Annotated in this window: 17 protein-coding genes; 12 read left to right on the forward strand and 5 right to left on the reverse strand. The window is 41.5% G+C overall.

Annotated features, from left to right (window positions below):
• Window positions 1–111: 111 nt before the first annotated feature.
• From UR08_RS00965 to UR08_RS00985, 6 genes are all read left to right on the forward strand, one after another.
• A complete protein-coding gene (locus UR08_RS00965) occupies window positions 112–2,757 on the forward strand; it encodes a cation-translocating P-type ATPase (RefSeq protein WP_115751808.1) in 2,646 nt (881 codons plus the stop codon).
• Between the two features lie 293 nt (window positions 2,758–3,050).
• Window positions 3,051–3,410 (forward strand): hypothetical protein, encoded by a 360-nt coding sequence (locus UR08_RS00970; protein WP_115751809.1) that lies wholly within the window; start codon window positions 3,051–3,053, stop codon window positions 3,408–3,410.
• Between the two features lie 249 nt (window positions 3,411–3,659).
• Window positions 3,660–5,045 (forward strand): amino acid ABC transporter substrate-binding protein/permease, encoded by a 1,386-nt coding sequence (locus tag UR08_RS00975; protein ID WP_115752673.1) that lies wholly within the window; start codon window positions 3,660–3,662, stop codon window positions 5,043–5,045.
• A complete protein-coding gene (locus UR08_RS00980; protein WP_115751810.1) occupies window positions 5,042–5,770 on the forward strand; it encodes an amino acid ABC transporter ATP-binding protein in 729 nt (242 codons plus the stop codon). Before UR08_RS00975 ends, UR08_RS00980 begins: the two co-directional genes overlap by 4 nt.
• Before the next feature lie 174 nt (window positions 5,771–5,944).
• On the forward strand, window positions 5,945–6,091 hold the full coding sequence (locus UR08_RS12975; protein WP_165849929.1) for an Lmo0850 family protein: 147 nt from the start codon (window positions 5,945–5,947) through the stop codon (window positions 6,089–6,091).
• A 167-nt stretch (window positions 6,092–6,258) separates the two neighbouring features.
• Window positions 6,259–7,029 (forward strand): hypothetical protein, encoded by a 771-nt coding sequence (locus UR08_RS00985; RefSeq protein WP_115751811.1) that lies wholly within the window; start codon window positions 6,259–6,261, stop codon window positions 7,027–7,029.
• Window positions 7,030–7,078: 49 nt separating this feature from the next.
• Here UR08_RS00985 and UR08_RS13180 read toward each other — a convergent pair whose 3' ends face one another.
• The 4 genes from UR08_RS13180 to UR08_RS01000 form a co-directional block, all read right to left on the reverse strand.
• Window positions 7,079–8,434, reverse strand: a complete 1,356-nt coding sequence (locus UR08_RS13180; protein WP_338067030.1) for a glycoside hydrolase family 3 C-terminal domain-containing protein — start codon at window positions 8,432–8,434, stop codon at window positions 7,079–7,081.
• Window positions 8,435–8,488: 54 nt separating this feature from the next.
• Window positions 8,489–9,295 carry a glycoside hydrolase family 3 protein gene (locus UR08_RS13185; protein ID WP_338067031.1) on the reverse strand — a complete coding sequence of 269 codons (807 nt, stop codon included), beginning with the start codon at window positions 9,293–9,295 and terminating at the stop codon, window positions 8,489–8,491.
• Window positions 9,296–10,576, reverse strand: coding sequence for a PTS sugar transporter subunit IIC (locus UR08_RS00995; protein ID WP_115751812.1), 1,281 nt, complete (start codon window positions 10,574–10,576; stop codon window positions 9,296–9,298).
• A gap of 94 nt (window positions 10,577–10,670) precedes the next feature.
• Complete coding sequence (locus UR08_RS01000; RefSeq protein ID WP_205757213.1) at window positions 10,671–11,516, reverse strand: AraC family transcriptional regulator; 846 nt, start codon at window positions 11,514–11,516, stop codon at window positions 10,671–10,673.
• Window positions 11,517–11,722: 206 nt separating this feature from the next.
• Here UR08_RS01000 and UR08_RS01005 point away from each other — a divergent pair, with 206 nt between their 5' ends.
• From UR08_RS01005 to UR08_RS01030, 6 genes are all read left to right on the forward strand, one after another.
• Complete coding sequence (locus UR08_RS01005; protein ID WP_115751813.1) at window positions 11,723–12,280, forward strand: TetR/AcrR family transcriptional regulator; 558 nt, start codon at window positions 11,723–11,725, stop codon at window positions 12,278–12,280.
• Between the two features lie 14 nt (window positions 12,281–12,294).
• The gene (locus UR08_RS01010; protein ID WP_115751814.1) at window positions 12,295–12,636 is read left to right on the forward strand and encodes a DMT family transporter; all 342 of its coding nucleotides are present in this window, start codon (window positions 12,295–12,297) and stop codon (window positions 12,634–12,636) included.
• Entirely contained in the window at window positions 12,636–12,956 is a 321-nt protein-coding gene (locus UR08_RS01015; RefSeq protein ID WP_115751815.1) for a DMT family transporter, read from the forward strand. The genes UR08_RS01010 and UR08_RS01015 overlap by 1 nt, the downstream gene beginning before the upstream one ends.
• A 171-nt stretch (window positions 12,957–13,127) precedes the next feature.
• A complete protein-coding gene (locus UR08_RS01020; protein ID WP_115751816.1) occupies window positions 13,128–14,240 on the forward strand; it encodes a D-alanine--D-alanine ligase in 1,113 nt (370 codons plus the stop codon).
• Window positions 14,241–14,304: 64 nt separating this feature from the next.
• Window positions 14,305–15,678: a UDP-N-acetylmuramoyl-tripeptide--D-alanyl-D-alanine ligase gene (locus UR08_RS01025; RefSeq protein ID WP_115751817.1), complete on the forward strand. Its 1,374-nt coding sequence runs from the start codon at window positions 14,305–14,307 to the stop codon at window positions 15,676–15,678.
• Window positions 15,679–15,715: 37 nt separating this feature from the next.
• Window positions 15,716–16,408: an alpha/beta hydrolase gene (locus tag UR08_RS01030; protein WP_115751818.1), complete on the forward strand. Its 693-nt coding sequence runs from the start codon at window positions 15,716–15,718 to the stop codon at window positions 16,406–16,408.
• Window positions 16,409–16,444: 36 nt separating this feature from the next.
• Here UR08_RS01030 and UR08_RS01035 read toward each other — a convergent pair whose 3' ends face one another.
• Window positions 16,445–17,350, reverse strand: a complete 906-nt coding sequence (locus UR08_RS01035) for an ROK family protein (RefSeq protein WP_115751819.1) — start codon at window positions 17,348–17,350, stop codon at window positions 16,445–16,447.
• Between the last annotated feature and the right edge of the window lie 4 nt (window positions 17,351–17,354).

A 17,354-nucleotide genomic window follows, 5' to 3' on the forward strand; every position in this document is an offset into this window, starting at 1 on the left:
AAAAGATTGTTAAGATTTTGTAAACCTTGTAGACTTTGTTCGTTTTTGTACATATAGGTTTGCTATACTTTTGGTAAAGCAAAGTGAGTGGGGAAAGGAGCTGTTCAGTTTTTGGAATTTTATAAAGAAACGCCAGAAGCGGTTTTAAAGCAAGAAAATACAAGCGAAAAGGGGCTAACACGCGAAGAGGCTCGGAAGCGCCTTGAAAAATATGGTTATAACGAGTTAAAGCAAAATAAAACAATCCCTGTGTGGAAACTGTTCCTAGAAACGTTTAAAGATCCAATGGTAATCGTGCTCGTGATTGCGGCGCTCGTCCAGTTAGCGCTCGGTGAAGTCATTGAATCGATCATTATTTTTGTTGTTTTAATCGTGAATGCATTGATCAGTGTCATTCAAACGAAAAAAGCAGAAAGTTCCCTTGATGCCTTGCGAGAAATGTCGGCTCCAGAGGCAAAAGTCTTGCGTGATGAAAAAAAAGAAACCATCCATGCCCGCGATGTCGTGCCGGGAGATATTGTTTTACTTGATGCAGGCGATTATGTTCCAGCAGATGGACGCTTGCTTGAAAGTAGCTCGCTTAAAGTCGATGAAGGGATGCTGACCGGGGAATCCGAAACCGTTCAAAAAGCCATCGACCCAATCACAGAAGAAGTTGCCCTTGGCGACCGGATCAACATGGTGTTCAGCAGTTCGCTCGTGGCGTATGGGCGAGGCAGCTTTGTTGTCACCGCGACCGCCGAAAAATCCGAAATTGGAAAGATCGCCGGACTTCTCGAAACGGCGGAAGCGAAACAAACGCCACTCCAACAAAAACTTGAAAGCTTTAGCAAGAAACTCGGGATCGCGATTCTGGCACTTTGTATCCTCATCTTTGCCGTCGAAGCTGGGCGAATTTTCTTAGGAACGAGCACAGAAACAGACACGACACAAGCAATTTTAAACGCCTTCATGTTCGCCGTTGCTGTCGCTGTAGCAGCAATCCCAGAAGCCTTATCGTCGATCGTCACCATTGTCCTATCTGTTGGAACCAACAAAATGGCAAGGCGCCACGCGATCATCCGTAAGCTCCCAGCCGTTGAAACGCTTGGTTCTACGAGTGTTATTTGTACCGATAAAACGGGAACGCTGACACAAAATAAAATGACCGTCGTTGATTACTACCTTCCAGACGGTGTAAAAAAGAATTTTCCAAATGAACCTGCTAGTTGGGAAGAATCAGAACGACGCTTGATGAATATCGCGGTACTCTGTAATGACTCAACGATCAATGAAAACGGAGAGGAGCTTGGCGATCCAACCGAAACAGCCCTACTTGCATTCAGCAAGTCAAGCAACCAAGATCCAAGCGAGCTTCGGAAAACCTATCCACGGCTTGCCGAACTTCCTTTTGACTCCGAACGAAAATTAATGTCAACACTGCATCAATTTGATAATGAAAAAGTCATGCTCACAAAAGGCGGACCCGATGTGATGTTTCGTAGGGCAAAATTTCTCTATTTAAACGGAGAAGAAGTTCCATTTTCCACTGAGCTTTTAAGCGAGCTTGAAAAAACCAATGAAACCTTTTCAAAAGAAGCCTTGCGCGTTCTTGCTTACGGCTATAAACGAATGCCCGCAGAACAAGCGACACTGACCCATGAAGATGAAAATGAACTCGTTTTAGTTGGACTAACGGCGATGATTGACCCGCCACGTGAAGCCGTCTATGCTTCAATTGAAGAAGCGAAAAAAGCGAGCATCCATACCGTGATGATTACAGGCGATCACAAGACAACCGCCGAAGCGATCGGACGCAACATCGGTCTTGTAGAAGAAGGCGATTTTGCGGTAACCGGGCAAGAACTCGACCGAATGAGCGAAGAAGAACTCGAACAAAAGTTGAGTCATATCACTGTTTATGCACGCGTCTCGCCAGAAAATAAAATTCGCATTGTGCGTGCGTGGCAGAAAAAAGAAAAAGTAACAGCGATGACAGGCGATGGCGTGAATGATGCGCCAGCCCTTAAGCAAGCGGACATTGGTATTGCGATGGGAAGCGGCACAGATGTAGCAAAAGATGCTTCTGCGATGATTCTAACCGACGATAATTTCGTTTCGATCATTAGTGCCGTTGAAGTCGGACGAACCGTTTTCGATAATATCAAAAAAGCGATTGGCTACCTTTTTGCAGGAAACCTCGGGGCGATTATTGCAATTTTATTCGCGCTTATGATGAACTGGGTGAACCCTTTCACCGCCTTGCAACTGCTCTTTATCAATCTCGTGAACGATTCCCTTCCAGCGATTGCCCTTGGCATGGAAAAAGCAGAGCCAGACGTCATGAAACGCAAACCAAGAGATATGAACGAAGGAATTTTCGCTGGCGGCACGATGCGCGCTGTCCTCTCAAGGGGTATCCTAATCGGTGTGGCCGTCATCATATCACAATTTATCGGTCTTACTATCAGTCCAGAAATCAGCGTTGCGATGGCCTTCACAACACTCATCCTAGCAAGAACCTTACAAACCTTTGCAGCACGCTCGAATACTCAAACCGCCTTTGGTGCAGGCTTTTTCCAAAATAAATACGTACTTGGCGCCGTTGGACTTTGCTTTGTCTTGTATGCCATCACAGTCTTACCAGGCGTCCGCGAAGTATTTTCCATCCCAGCAAGTTTCGGCCTATCGGAATGGGGAATCGCGACATTACTTGCTGTATCTGCAGTCCTCTTAATGGAAGTCGTGAAACTGATCAGCAACCGAATCGCAAAATGAATAAGTGAAAAAACCAGGCTTTGTGAATTTTGATTCGTCATAAAAATGACCTTCCGAATATTAGATAAACAGTCTAATTTTCGGAAGGCCATTTAGTTTAGATATGAGTTTTTTGGATAGAAACACAAATCTTTTCATTTTGCACAGTTTTATTTGAATACACGTATATATTTTCATGTGTTTATTTTGTGAAATCTTCAGAAATATTCACTGGATTGTCACATTTTTCACAGTTGTTTAGTGGTAAAATAATAAATAGAAAGATAAGAATATAATTCATGGAGGAATTTGAGATGAACAACCAAGATCCAAACTTGGAAGAAAAACGAATGGGATTTGAAAATGAAGAGAAAAAATTGAAGAAAGAACTTCATATGTTGAAATGGGAATTCGATCAATTTAGTTCTTTAAAAGAAATGCTACTAGCTGGTAATTTTGTATCAGCATCGGGCGGCTCACTTGAAGATGCTTTTGAGGCACCGCGTACCAAAATTTTAGCAAGCCGAATTGATGAGATTTATCAAAATCAGCACATCGTTTCTTCTGAGCAAATCGAGAAATATTTGAGCACTTTTCTCGGGCAGCTAACGGCGGAAAAAGCCATGGTCGGCAAGCGGCTGCTTCAAGTCCAAACGGAGAAAGGGCGGTTTTAAAACAAGTGCGCGCAGCTTGCTTTTGCCGAGCGCAGGCGGTGAACTGAATCTGGAAAATGCCTTCTTGCAGTTGCTTCGGCAGCTGTTTTTTGTGTGTTATAAAACTTATCATAAATAATTATGGTCAATAACCTTCCCTTATGGTAAAATTTTAAAGGTGAAGTTTTGCATGGTATGTGCAAACGGCAATTTTTTAGATAGACAGGGGAGAAAACAGTGAAGCGATTGAAATTTTTACTACCGCTACTTATGCTTGCTACTGTTCTGCTTGGAAGTTTTGGACTTCCGGTAAAAGCGAATGCTGAGCATTATGAAATTGCAACAGATGAGACGTTTGCGCCGTTTGAATTTCAAAACAGCAAAGGCGATCTAATCGGCATTGACATGGATATTGTAAAGGCGATCTCAAAGGACCAAGGGTTTACATATACAATGAAACCGATGGGCTTCAATGCGGCTGTTCAAGCGCTTGAAGGTGGTCAAGTAGATGGTGTTATTGCGGGAATGAGTATCACAAATGAACGCAAAAATAAATTTGATTTCTCGGACCCATATTTTGATTCTGGTGTCGTTATGGCCATTAAAAAAGATAACGATACTGTTAAATCTTATAAGGATTTAAAAGGAAAAAAAGTTGCTGTCAAAACAGGAACGGAAGGTTATGCTTTCGCTGATAAAAATAAAGACAAGTATGGCTACAAGCTTGTTCCGTTTGATGACTCTGCAAGTATGTATGAAGATGTAAAAGGCGGTAATTCGGTTGCTTGCTTTGATGACTATCCGGTTATGGCCTACGGGGTTAAGCAAGGAAATGGTCTTAAAATCGTAACAGATATGGAACGCGGTGGTCAGTACGGCTTTGCAGTTCAAAAAGGCCAAAATAAAGAACTTCTTGAAGCCTTCAATAAAGGGCTTGTCAATATTAAAAATAGTGGCGAATATCAAAAGATCTTAGATAAGTATATTGGTTCGGATGCTGAACCGGATACATTTTGGGATACGCTTGTAAGTAGTTTTCCTGCCCTTTTGATGGGACTTTGGAATACGATTAAATTAACCGTGATTTCGCTTGTGTTCGCAGCTCTTCTTGGACTTGTTTTTGGTTTCCTTAAAGTAAGCAGGAGCAAACTTTTACGCGGAATTGCAACGGTTTATGTGGATATATTCCGTGGGATTCCACTAATTGTCTTAGCGTTTTTCATCTACTTCGGGATTCCACAAGCTTTTAATTTCCGAATGGATCCAAATCTCGCTGCGATCATTACCTTAAGTTTGAACGCGGGAGCCTATATCACTGAAATCATTCGTGGTGGTATTCTTGCGATCGATAAAGGGCAAATGGAAGCAGCTCGTTCACTTGGAGTCCCATACGGGAAATCGATGATGAAAATTATTTTGCCACAAGCTGTTCGCGTGATGGTTCCATCGTTCATTAACCAGTTTGTTATCACGCTGAAAGATACATCGATTATGAGTATTATCGGCATTGTTGAACTCACACAATCCGGGAAAATCATCATCGCACGTACATTTGAAACATCGGGCATTTGGCTGGTTGTTGCGATCATGTATCTCGTTGTGATTACTGCGCTTACGAAACTTTCAAATGTGCTTGAAAGGAGACTTGGCAAATGACAAAGCTAAAAGTAACAAACCTAAAGAAAAATTTTGGAGCAAATGAAGTATTAAAAGATATCAACATTGAAATCGAAGAAGGCGAAGTAGTTTGTCTGATTGGTCCTTCTGGTTCCGGGAAAAGTACTTTTTTACGCTGCTTAAATCAGCTTGAAGAAATTACAGCTGGCGAAGTGATCGTAGATGACTACAACTTGACGAATAAACAAACCGACATTAATAAGGTTCGTGAAAATATCGGGATGGTCTTTCAACATTTTAATCTCTTTCCGCATAAAACGGTGCTTGAAAATATCACGTTTGCGCCCGTCGAATTAAAAAAGCGTTCCAAAGCTGAGGCAAATAAACTTGGGAAAAAACTTCTTGAACGTGTGGGTTTAGGTGAAAAAGCAGCGAGCTATCCAAGTGAACTTTCCGGTGGTCAAAAGCAACGGGTAGCCATTGCGCGTGCGCTTGCGATGGATCCAGATATCATGTTGTTTGATGAGCCTACTTCTGCGCTTGATCCCGAGATGGTCGGGGAAGTTTTGAATGTTATGAAAGAACTTGCTAAAGACGGCATGACGATGATTGTTGTGACGCATGAAATGGGTTTTGCTCGCGAAGTGGGGAACCGCGTGATTTTCATGGATGGTGGTTACATCGTCGAAGAAGGTTCACCAGAAGCGATTTTTGATCATCCAACACATGAACGAACAAAAAGTTTCTTAGATAAAGTTTTATAGGTTTGAGACCTGCTATTTTCGGGAATTTCCTTAAATGGCGGGTTTTTTCTATGATAAATAAAATTGTAAAAAAAGCTATTTTTATTGTCGTTTTTGTGTTAGAGTGGACATAGAGAAAGAAAACGCTTAAAAGAATGAATGAAACCATTTTCTGGAAACGGAGTGATTGAGAAGATGAGTAAAGACCCTAAAAAGATGGATAAGGTTGTTCAAAATCTCAAATCGAAAGGAATTAGTGTTGAAAAAACAAAATCTCGTAAGGAACTCTGGCAGACGATACAATTAAATCCGTTGCCGCAAGTTGAGTTCAGTTTACGCTAATAATTGTATTTTTCATGGTCTCGGAAGTTTTTCCGAGGCTCTTTTTTTATTGTCATCAGAAAGTAATTTAGTTTTGATTTTATTGTTATACAAAAGCTACTAAAATAGTGTATGATTAAATTATATAGCGGCAAAGTGAAATTTGTGAGAAAAATGAGGCAGAGTTGATGAAAAAAGAACTTTCAAACCAAAAGTCAATTTATATTCATATGGATAATGTCATTAATAATGTTGTGACAAGCGGCATTACTTTTTGTGATTTTATGCAAGGCGTTCCTGCACCGCCTGAAAATATCTTACTCATTAAGCATCATTTTAAAGATACTTCATATAATGCGCATACGGCTTTTCACTACTTAGAATCAAGCGATTTAAAGCAATTAAAACAAGCCCCGCTTATGAAGTTCAATAATTTTTGCTGGGTAGATTTTGAAGACGTGGAACTTGTCAATCAATTATCCCCGCAAGAAGTAGCAGAGTTACTTTACTTAGCGCATACAGGAAGACATTTACGATCACCATTTTATTACAAATTACAAAATAACTTTGTTTATTTGACAAAGAAAGATGGCAGATATAACAAAGTTTATTATCGAAATATGAATCACTTTTATGCAGTTCTCAGCCAAGCGATTACACGCAAAACGGAAGAAATCGTTCATGAGAAAAGCTTTTTGATGCCTAACAGGCGAAAAGGAGTTGCCGTACCACCAAGTGATTTACTAAAGAAAATGATGAAATACTTTAAAGAAGGAGCCTGCATTTCGTTCGCGCATGCAGAAAAATCGCGTACACAGCTTCGTGTTCCAATTGGGATTGATTTTGATGAGGATTTGTCCGAACTCGAAGATTCTTCAGAAGAACTGACTTATAATGAAGTAGCGGCTGAGCTTGTTTATGATTTGAAACGAAGCGAATGGATCTATATTGAAAAGTAACTTGAAATTCAAAAGCCCTGTGCAAACCAGTTTGCACAGGGCTTTTTTGTTATTTTAGCGTGAATGATGCTGAAAGTGTATCCCGCGAATTTAAGCCGACAAATAAATTGAAATCGCCTGGCTCAACTGTAAAGTCCATCTTTTTCGTATAGTAGAAGAGATCTTCACGCGTTAATGTAAAATGAATCGCGGTGTTTTCTTGCGCTTTTAAATAAACTTTTTTGAACTTTTTCAGCTCTCGAGTCGGGCGAACGACAGATCCTACGATATCTTGCACGTATAGTTGGACCGTTTCGAATCCGCCGCGCGAGGAGTTATTTTTGATTTGCACACCGATGTGTAGCTGATCCACCATTTCCTCTGTATCTAATGTTAAACTCGAAAGTTCAACATCGCTATAGCTCAATCCGTATCCGAATGGATAGAGCGGAGCGTTCGGACTATCCAAGTATTTGGAAACAAACCGGCCTTTATGTGTCTCGCTATTCAGTGGACGCCCCGTTTGAAAGCCATTGTAATAAATCGGAAGCTGGCCAGCCGTATAAGGAAAACTCATGCTTAAACGACCCGAAGGATTGATTTCACCAAATAAAATGTCAGCAATCACACGTCCGCCTTCCGTTCCAGGAAACCAAGCTTGTAAAATTGCATCCATCTGTTTGGCTTCTTCCGTTAAAACTAGCGGTCGCCCACTGATAGTCACTAAAATGTTCGTTTTCCCGAGCGCAAGCATTTCTTGAATGAATTCTTTTTGGACATCTGGCAGTGTGATGTCCGTTCTACTGCCTGCTTCACCACTTTGCATCGTATGCTCACCCATCGCATAAATAATCACATCGGCTTGTTTTCCTTGTTCGAGTGCTTCTGCGAGCGCTTGCTTCCTTTCAGCTAGAGGCATTCGCTCAAGTTGTTCCTTGCTTCCGCCGAATTCCCCGAGGAAATGGTAATCCGACAACATCTCGCAACCCGCGCTATAGCTGAATTTTGAAGCAGAAACATGCTGACTGATCGCTTCTTTGATCGTGATGACGTCGCTTGTGTTTCCGTGAATTGCCCACAAGCCAATTAAATTTTGATTATCGCCATAAGGACCGACAAGCAAAATCTTTTGTTCATTTTTAGCAAGAGGGAGGGTGTTGTTTTTATTTTCTAATAAGACCATCGACTGAGCGGCGACTTGATACGCCAAATCACGATTTTCTTCCGTCAAAAGCGCTTTTCGCTCCCGCTCGCTAGATGCCCCGCGATAAGGATCTTCAAATAAGCCAAGTTTATTTTTCAACTTCAAAACGCGCCATACCGCTTCATCAATTAAGCCAGGATCAAGCTTTCCTTCCTGAACAAGCGGCTCAAGTTGCTTAGCGTAACATCCTGTTTTCATATCAATATCGTTCGTCGCCTTCATTGCAAGAAGAGTGGCTTCCTTTTCATTGGCTGCAATCCCATGTGCTACAAGTTCCTACACGGCAGCATAATCCGAGATGATGACGCCATCAAAGCCCCATTCTTCTCGCAAGATTTGCTTAAGCAAAAATTCGCTTCCTGTAACAGGTATCCCATCATAGGTATTAAAAGATGTCATCACGAGTTCGCTTCCCGCATCAACGGCTGCCTGATAGCCCGGTAAATAATCCTCCCGCAATCGTCGCTCAGACATATCGACTGTATTGTATTCGCGTCCGCCTTCTGCGGCCCCGTACGCAGCAAAATGTTTAACACAGGATGCAATCCCCGTGATTTTACCAGTTTCCATATGTTGCAATCCAGTAACCATCGCGCGTGCAAAAGCCGCATTAAGTGTCGCATCTTCCCCAGTCGATTCTAGGCATCTTCCCCATCTAGCATCTCGCACGAGGTCAACCATTGGCGCGAAAGTCACGTGCACCCCGGCAGCTTTCGATTCTGCCGCCGTCACTTTGTAAGCTTGCTCAATTAATTCTGGATTCCAAGTCGCGCCAAGCCCAAGTGGAATGGGAAAAACGGTTCGGTAGCCGTATACAATATCGGCCATGAAAAGAAGTGGAATTTTATGCCTGCTTTTTTGAAGCCACTTTTCTTGAATTTGCCTTGTCTTATTAGCACCAGCAACATTTAAAACGGAGCCCGCTAAATCGACCATTTCTTGCGTGATCCCTAACTTTTGCTTGGGTCCAACCGTTAAGGCATCTTCGCTACTAAAAAAGTCTCCAGATAATTGAATTAGCTGACCAACTTTTTCTTGCCAAGTTAAATCCTTTAAGATCTTTTTCAAATCTGTTTCATTCATCTATTTTTCCTCCTCTTTTGCAGCTGCGAGTTCTTGTTCATAAGTTTTATTATCCAATCGTTTAAACCACGGATACCAAAGAATCGGTGACAAAATCAGTTGAATAAATAATTGTAAAATGATAATCGAGATACTTCCTTGAACCGCAGCATGAAAGCCAAGTGGCAATCCGAAAATTGCTTGAACTCCCGTAAACTGAGCGACAACGTGTAGTTTTGTAAGCACATAGGCGAGAATGAGTGCAATCGTATTGTTTGTAATAAACGGAATCGCAAGGTTGAAATTAAGAACAAGCGGTGTCCCGAAAATAACAGGTTCTGTAATTCCGAATAAGCCAGGAATAATCGCAATTTTACCCACTTCACGATACTGTTTACTTTTCGCTCGTAGCATGAGCAAAATAAGCCCAAGTGCCATTCCACCGAAAGTGATAATGTTGAAAAAAGCTAGCCCAACAATATTTGGAGGAACTTGTCCCGCTTGAATCGCATTTAAGTTTTCAACATCCATGGACAGCCATAGCGGTGTTACAAGTGGCAACATCACATTGGTGCCGTGAATCCCGAAGAACCATAAAATTTGCTGAATCAAACTTAGGAGGATAACAGCGCCAATTGTGCCGCCAATTCCTTTCAGCGGTTCTTGAATAATCGAGTAAACGAATTGGTGCATGCTGCCAAATCCAGTTAGTCCAAATAAAAAGTCGATGAGGATAAAAAGGAGACCAATTAAAATGGTTGGAATAAGAGATTCAAACATCCGCGTAACCATCGGCGGCACCCCAGCAGGCATTTTGATCGTCCAGCCTTTATGTTTAATGAATAAATAAAGCCGAGCGCTAACGATCCCGATAATGAGTGCGGAAAATACGCCTTGTGCGCCAAGCCAAGTAGAAGGAATGGCAGAAACCTTGTCTGCTGTTTGACCGATTGGCGTGATCAAAAGAAAACTCATTAGAGCGATAATGCCTGCTGAGATGGGATCTTCATCCCGGTCAAGCCGACGTACTAAATGATAAGCCATAAGAACAACGACGTAGATGGCCATTGCCCCGATTGTGACAGTATTGACTTTGGCAAGTAAGTCAGTGACTTGTGTTAATTGTTTAAGGGAAGGCACCATGTTCATTAAAACAGTGATTAAAACAGCGATGGAACCGATGAAAATCGGTCCGAGTGTAGACATCATGGCGCCGGAAATCGCTTGCAAATAAGCATTGCTCCCCATTTTATCGAACCATGGATTGATTTTGTTAAAAAAGTGAATGATTTTCTCTTTCATTACTAAACCCCCTGTTTGGACTTCTATAGCCACATTATATAAAAGATAGCGTTTTCATTTCGCGTCGTTTTTTGACATGAAATCGGAAAGAATTTTACTTTTTGAAGTATGTTTTCCGATATTGCTGAGGGGATATACCGTAATGTTTTGTGAACGCATTATAAAAAGACTTGACTGTTGAAAAACCGCTATCAAGTGCGATTTCAAGAATCGTATGGTCTGTATCTCTTAGTTTGAAGTAAGCTTCTAATAAACGGACAGAACTCAAATATTCGCTAAAAGAAACCCCCATAAATTTTTTGTAAAAACGTGAAAAATAGGAAGGATTATAATTGAAATGTTCTGCTACAGATGTAAGCGAGAGATGTTCCTTATGATGTGCTGCAATATAATCATTTACTTTTTTTAACTTGGGAAGGTGTTTGGCGCTCTCAATTTCTTTAATGCCTGCAAGTGGTGTGCGAAAGTTTTTGGTAAGCTCCGCTATTAGTTCATAGACGCTTGCTTTTGTCGTCAAGCGGTCCCACAAGTTTTCTTTCGTTAACTGCTCTTTTATCCGCATAAGTATTGCCTTCACTTCCGGAGTCGCGTTTTGCGGAGTCAATTTGTACAGAAATTGGTGACCATACTGGTTTTCCGTGGCACTTGCTAAAAAATCAAGTGGAATTTGAATGGCTAAGCATTTTCCAGGAGCTGGACTTTGTGAAGAATGAATCATGTTGGAATTGATGAACAACACATCTTGCTGAGCTAACGAGATGTGTTGATTCGGAAACTGAACATCTAACTTTCCAGACAGACAAAATAAAAGTTCTACACTGGCATGCCAATGAGGCGGAATTAGCCGGTCTGAACTTTTAGTATGGAAAATAAAAATTTTAAATGGAAAATTCATAGTCGGGACAATGGCTTCATGATATATACTGTTTTTTTCGAGCATTTTTTACACCTCTATTTGTCATTAGTAAATTCTGAAGTGAACTGATGCTGCCGTATCTCCACTTTAAATTATAAACAGAAGTAAGGTGAAAAACAATTTTAGGCATATTTTTGGTAACATGTAAAATAAACCCCTTTACCTTTGGTTTCATTTTTGTTATATTATAACTAACGAACGTTAGTTAATTTAAACAAGGAGGAATCGAGATGTCCAAAGAAACGCTAAAAAAAGCGGCTCTGACACTTTTTTCAGAAAAAGGGTATGACGGAACAGCTCTTTCTGAAATAGCTAAAAGAGCAGGAATTAAGACACCTTCGATTTATGCACATTTTGAATCTAAAGAAGAACTTTATTTGACGATTTACCGAGAAGTTATGCAAGAAGAATTGGCAAATGTCAAAGCAGAGAAGCGAGAAGATTACGAAACGGCTGAAGAATATCTCAAAGCCTTTTTTTATGCCGCGACAGACTTTGAACGAGATCCTGAAGTACGACGCTTTTTCCAGCGATCGGTTTACTATCCGCCTGTTTCCTTAAAGGAGAAAATGCAGGAAGAGGTAACAAGGTATGAGACACAAGCTTTTGAAAAAATTGCCGTGTTGCTTGATGAAGTGACTCACGATGAAGAGAAAAAAACGCGCTGGATTCGAGTTTTCTATGCTTTTTTAGATGGTCTTGGTGTGGAACATGAACTTTACGACTTGACAGAATTTGAAAAACGAAGAGAATCAGCTTTTGAAGCTTTGGTTTTACTCTTAAATTAAAGGAGAAGATAGTTATGCAATGGTTTTATTTAGTTTTAGCCGGACTCTCTGAAATCGTCTGGGCTTTTGGACTTAAAGAATCACACGGATTTACAAAATTGGATTTCAGTTTGCTTACAATTGCCTTTTTGATTGTTAGTTTCGGCCTATTCGCTCTAGCGATGCGCACCATCCCAATTGGAACAGCCTATGCTGTATTTACGGGGATTGGAGCTGCAGGAACGGCGATTGTCGGAATCCTTTTCTTAAACGAACCGGCTGGGCTGCTTAAAATCATTTCATTAATTGTATTGATTTCAGGAATTATTGGACTGAAACTTGTTGATGATGGCGGCGGAAAGGAAGGAGAAAAATAATGGCATGGATTTATTTAGTGATCGCTGGTCTTTGCGAAATGTGCTTTGTTGTTACCATGAAACTTTCACAAGGTTTTAAAAAGCTTTGGTTTTCTGTTTTAACGATTGTTTTCATGTGTGGCAGTTTCTTCTTGCTTTCACACGCGTTAAAGACCATCCCAATTGGAACAGGCTATGCGATTTGGACAGGAATCGGAGCAGTTGGCAGTGTCATCATGGGGATGCTTCTCTTTAAAGAAAAGAAAAGTGTCATGAAAATTTTCTTTATTACCATGATTATTGCTGGAGTGATTGGACTTAAATTATCTGCAGGGGCATAAAAGGAAGCAGCAAAAATTTTTGAATGGGAACATGTGAGTTCGCTTCAAAAGTTTTTGCTGCTTTTTGATTAGGCGTTAAAATGATTCACGTCGCGCCATTTTTAAGAAATTGCTTTTAATCTAACAGAAACGTGGTAAAATAGACTACAGAAAAGAATCCGGAGGGATACCATGAAAACAAAGTTAATTTTACTTTATGGCGGAAAGTCAGCCGAACATGAAGTATCGTTGCAAACGGCACTTTCTGTTATTAATGCACTTGATTTAAATAAATTCGAAGCGCTACCTGTATACATAACCAATGACGGTGACTGGATTCAGGGCCCAGAGATTACGCATCAATTGGATTTTTCAGACCAGCTGCGTTTCTCGCCTGAAGAGCAGTTTTGCTTAGCGCAAAAAGAAAACGAAATTTCCTCAGGATTTTTAATTAGTCCAGCTGATGTGACAGAAGAGCGAGAAAATACGGTTGTATTCCCACTGCTACACGGACCAAACGGAGAAGACGGCACAGTTCAAGGGCTTCTTGAAGTCTTGAATCTTCCATATGTAGGAAACGGCGTACTTGCTTCAGCGGCAGCGATGGATAAAATTGTCATGAAAAAAGTCTTTGCAGATGCAGGGATTCCGCAACTTCCGGCTGTAGCCGTTCGCTCGATTGATTGGAAAAATTTCCGCGACGAAATGGTTGCGGATATGGAAGAGGCACTCACTTATCCCATGTTTGTTAAACCAGCAAATCTAGGTTCAAGCGTTGGGATTAGCAAAGCGGAAAATCGGGATGAGCTTTATCAAGCGATGGACGAAGCTTTCTTGTATGATCGCCGCGTTGTTGTTGAGCAAGGAGTTGTTGCTCGCGAAATTGAAATGGCGGTACTTGGAAACGACACGCCAGCTTGTTCAGTTCCTGGCGAAATTTTACCAAAAGGTTCAAAAGCTGTTTTTTATGACTATAAAGCGAAATATCAAGATAATGATACGACGCTTGTGATTCCTGCAGAAGTCAGTGAAGAAGTAGAAAATAAATTAAAAGAATACGCGATTCAAGCTTTTCTTGGTCTTGATGCAAGCGGTCTTGTTCGCGCAGACTTTTTTGTGACAGAGCAAAACGAAATCTTTTTAAATGAAGTTAACACGATGCCAGGCTTCACGCCTGTTAGCATGTATCCGCTACTCTGGCAAGCAAGTGGCATTTCTTATAGCCAGCTGATTGAACAGCTGGTGGAACTCGGACTCGAACGTCATGAAGCGAAAAATCAGTTGAAATACCGTTTAGAAGATTAAAACCAGAAAAAAGTAGTTTGAATTTATTCAAACTGCTTTTTTCAAGAAGGAAAGTTGGGGCGAAATGGAAAAAACGCTTTTGGAGATTGCGACTTTGATTGATGCGCAATTAAATCAAGCTACATTTAATGAAACGAAAGTGACGGGAGTGTGCTTTGATACTCGTCAAATAAAACAAGGGGACTTGTTTGTTCCGTTTGTTGGGGAAACAAGAGATGGACATTCTTTTGTTCGTCAAGCCGTTGAAGCAGGAGCCGCTGCAAGTTTTTGGCAAATGGATGTACCGAATCCGCCAGACGATGTGCCGCTTTTACTTGTTGAAAATACGGCGGATGCATTTGAGTTGTTTGCGAAAAAGTATCTTGCGGAAGTCGCACCGAAAGTTGTGGCGATTACTGGCAGTAACGGGAAAACGACCACGAAAGATATCACGCGAGCCATCATGAGTAGCCGTTATAAGGTGCACGCAACAAGTGGCAACTTCAATAATCACATTGGCTTACCATATACGATTTTAACGATGCCAGAAGACACAGAAGTCGCGATTTTAGAAATGGGCATGAATCACCGCCACGAAATTGAAAAACTAACGAAAATTGCTCGTCCAGATATCGCGATCATTACAAATATTGGTGAAGCACATATCGAATACTTGGGATCGCGAAAAGAAATTGCGAAGGCAAAGCTTGAAATCGTGCTCGGGCTAAAGCGAGATGGACTTTTGATTTATCCACACGAAGAGCCATTAATTGAGCAACAGCTAGCAAGTGATGTACAAACGGAAACCTTTGGGCGAGAAGATACGGCGGATATTTACCCGCTTCAGATTACTACGGAAACGGAAGGGACTAAGTTTACCACGAATTTGGACCCAGCAACTTCCCTTTATGTGCCGATTATTGGCGAACATAATGTGTTCAATACGATGGCGGCTTTGCTTGCTGCGCGCAAACTAGGGATTGATTCTCTAGATGCAAAAGTGGCTTTAAGTGGAATGGAACGATCTAAAAGTCGATTAGAGTGGCTTGAATCTCCTCGAGGAACAAAAATCTTGAATGATTCTTATAACTCAAGTCCAACTGCTTTAAAGGCCGTGCTTAAAACCTTTATGAATATGGATGCAGCAGGGAAACGGAAAATAGCTGTTGTAGCGGATATGTTGGAACTTGGAGAAGATACCGAGAAATTTCATCGCGAATCTGGGGAAGTGATCGAAGCGCAAAAACTGGATGAAGTTTTTGCTTACGGAGAAGCGATGCAGGCTTTTGCGGAAGCTGCTAGTAAACGAATCGGCGCAGAACATGTTCATTATTTTACTTCTAAAGCTGAACTGGAAAAGGCTTTACTTCAAGCAGTAACAGGAGACGAATGGGTTCTTTTTAAAGGATCTTATGGAATGGGCTTGAAAGATGTCGTAGAAAAACTTATGATAGGGTAAGATGACTTTACGATGAAAACAGGAGTTGACAATCAAAATGGTTGCATGTTTGTGTATTCACGGTTATACGGGAACGCCAGATGAGTTAAAACCACTCGCTGATTATTTAAAAGAGCATACCGATTGGGATGTATTAACACCGACGCTTCCTGGCCATGATAAGCCGTATCATTTACGAAATGCGACTTATCAAGACTGGATTATTTTCATGGAAAGCATTTTGACGCAGCTCTTAAAAGAAGATGATGAAGTTTATTTGATTGGTTTTTCGATGGGCGGTCTTCTTGCTGGTTGGCTAGCAAGACACCATCCTGAGGTGAAAAAGCTGGCTCTTCTTAGTACTTCTGTGCACTATTTGGACTGGCCTAATTTGGTGGATAACCAAGGTCAAATGTTTGTCGAAGTAAAAGACAAAAAACTCAAGAATAGTTCGGTTTTTAGTCGCTGTTTTAAACGCTTCACGGATGTTCCAAGTCAGTCAAAAGCGCAGTTTGCGAAGATGGTGATGCAAGCAAAGCCAGCGCTTGCCCATCTTGAGATTCCGACTTTTATTGCGCAAGGTGGGATGGATGCAGTCATTTCTGCAAAGCAAAGCGTAGATTACTTGATGGAGACGATTCCAGGTCCGAAGCGTTTACTCATCATGGAAGAAGCCGGGCACTTACTTTGCCAAGATAAAGACCGGGAAGTTTTGTTTGAAAACTTGTTAGGTTTCTTGAAGGAAAGCTAAAAGTGAGCCGTTGCTGATCAAGCAGCGGCTCACTTTTTACTTGGCGTGGTTGGCTTTAAAATGATGATAGGCACCCAGTAAATTGGCATTGTTTCCTAAGCTGCTTAATTCAATGACAGGTTGAATGCTTTCAAGAAAGCTACTATCTAGATGCAAAAGTGGCGCAACGAGTTTTTTCATGCTCGCTTGCAGGTAATCAAGCAAAAGGAGTTGTGAGCTAATGCCGCCACCGATGACAATTTTGTCGAGATCAAGAGTCGCTTGGAGATTCCAAATTTGAACGGCAAGGGAATCTGTAAAACGCTTCATGATCGAGATGGCATCTGGATCGCCTTGCTTCAGGACTTCAAAGAAAAGTTCACCGGATAGTTTTTCTGGATCGAGTTGTTTAGCTTTAGCGAAAGGACGGAGCAGCGCGTGGATGCCGTTTCGGGCGACGAGAAAGTCCGCTTTTTCAAGATCGGTGCTCGTTTTAAGCAGTGAAAGTTCGCCCGCAGATTGGTGCGTGCCGGATAGGACTTTTCGGTTTAGCATAATGCTGCCGCCAACGCCTGTTCCAAGCACGATCATCGCTCCATTTTGGATGCCTCGCAGTTGGCCTTCGTTCATTTCACCGATGATTGCAGCTTTGGCATCGTTATGGACGGCTACAGGCAAGTTAAAATAGGAGCTGAAGAGTGTAAGTAGATTTTCTTTATGGATGAAACGTAAGGAACCTCCGTGAAGGGCAAAGCCGGTTTCAGGGTTTATCACGCCCGGCATGGAAATCGAGACGCCGGAAAGTGCACAAGGCACGTTTTCAAGGGTCGCCACTAGTTCTTGTTTAAATTGTTCTTTCGTTTTTGGGGTTTTGAATTTGTGGACGTTTCCGAGTTTTCCTGCTTGGACGATTGCGTATTTGACGAATGTGCCGCCGATGTCGAAAACAAGAATATTGGACATTATT

Origin of the sequence: Listeria kieliensis, assembly GCF_003369925.1 — a bacterium.
GTDB classification, from domain to species: domain Bacteria; phylum Bacillota; class Bacilli; order Lactobacillales; family Listeriaceae; genus Listeria; species Listeria kieliensis_A.

Coding starts and splice junctions, on each gene's coding strand:
- UR08_RS00970 (WP_115751809.1), top strand. CDS start 3,051: ATGAACAACCAAGATCCAAACTTGGAAGAAAAACGAATGGGATTTGAA.
- UR08_RS00975 (WP_115752673.1), top strand. CDS start 3,660: ATGCTTGCTACTGTTCTGCTTGGAAGTTTTGGACTTCCGGTAAAAGCG.
- UR08_RS00980 (WP_115751810.1), top strand. CDS start 5,042: ATGACAAAGCTAAAAGTAACAAACCTAAAGAAAAATTTTGGAGCAAAT.
- UR08_RS12975 (WP_165849929.1), top strand. CDS start 5,945: ATGAGTAAAGACCCTAAAAAGATGGATAAGGTTGTTCAAAATCTCAAA.
- UR08_RS00985 (WP_115751811.1), top strand. CDS start 6,259: ATGAAAAAAGAACTTTCAAACCAAAAGTCAATTTATATTCATATGGAT.
- UR08_RS13180 (WP_338067030.1), bottom strand. CDS start 8,434: ATGAAGGCGACGAACGATATTGATATGAAAACAGGATGTTACGCTAAG.
- UR08_RS13185 (WP_338067031.1), bottom strand. CDS start 9,295: ATGAATGAAACAGATTTGAAAAAGATCTTAAAGGATTTAACTTGGCAA.
- UR08_RS00995 (WP_115751812.1), bottom strand. CDS start 10,576: ATGAAAGAGAAAATCATTCACTTTTTTAACAAAATCAATCCATGGTTC.
- UR08_RS01000 (WP_205757213.1), bottom strand. CDS start 11,516: ATGCTCGAAAAAAACAGTATATATCATGAAGCCATTGTCCCGACTATG.
- UR08_RS01005 (WP_115751813.1), top strand. CDS start 11,723: ATGTCCAAAGAAACGCTAAAAAAAGCGGCTCTGACACTTTTTTCAGAA.
- UR08_RS01010 (WP_115751814.1), top strand. CDS start 12,295: ATGCAATGGTTTTATTTAGTTTTAGCCGGACTCTCTGAAATCGTCTGG.
- UR08_RS01015 (WP_115751815.1), top strand. CDS start 12,636: ATGGCATGGATTTATTTAGTGATCGCTGGTCTTTGCGAAATGTGCTTT.
- UR08_RS01020 (WP_115751816.1), top strand. CDS start 13,128: ATGAAAACAAAGTTAATTTTACTTTATGGCGGAAAGTCAGCCGAACAT.
- UR08_RS01025 (WP_115751817.1), top strand. CDS start 14,305: ATGGAAAAAACGCTTTTGGAGATTGCGACTTTGATTGATGCGCAATTA.
- UR08_RS01030 (WP_115751818.1), top strand. CDS start 15,716: ATGGTTGCATGTTTGTGTATTCACGGTTATACGGGAACGCCAGATGAG.
- UR08_RS01035 (WP_115751819.1), bottom strand. CDS start 17,350: ATGTCCAATATTCTTGTTTTCGACATCGGCGGCACATTCGTCAAATAC.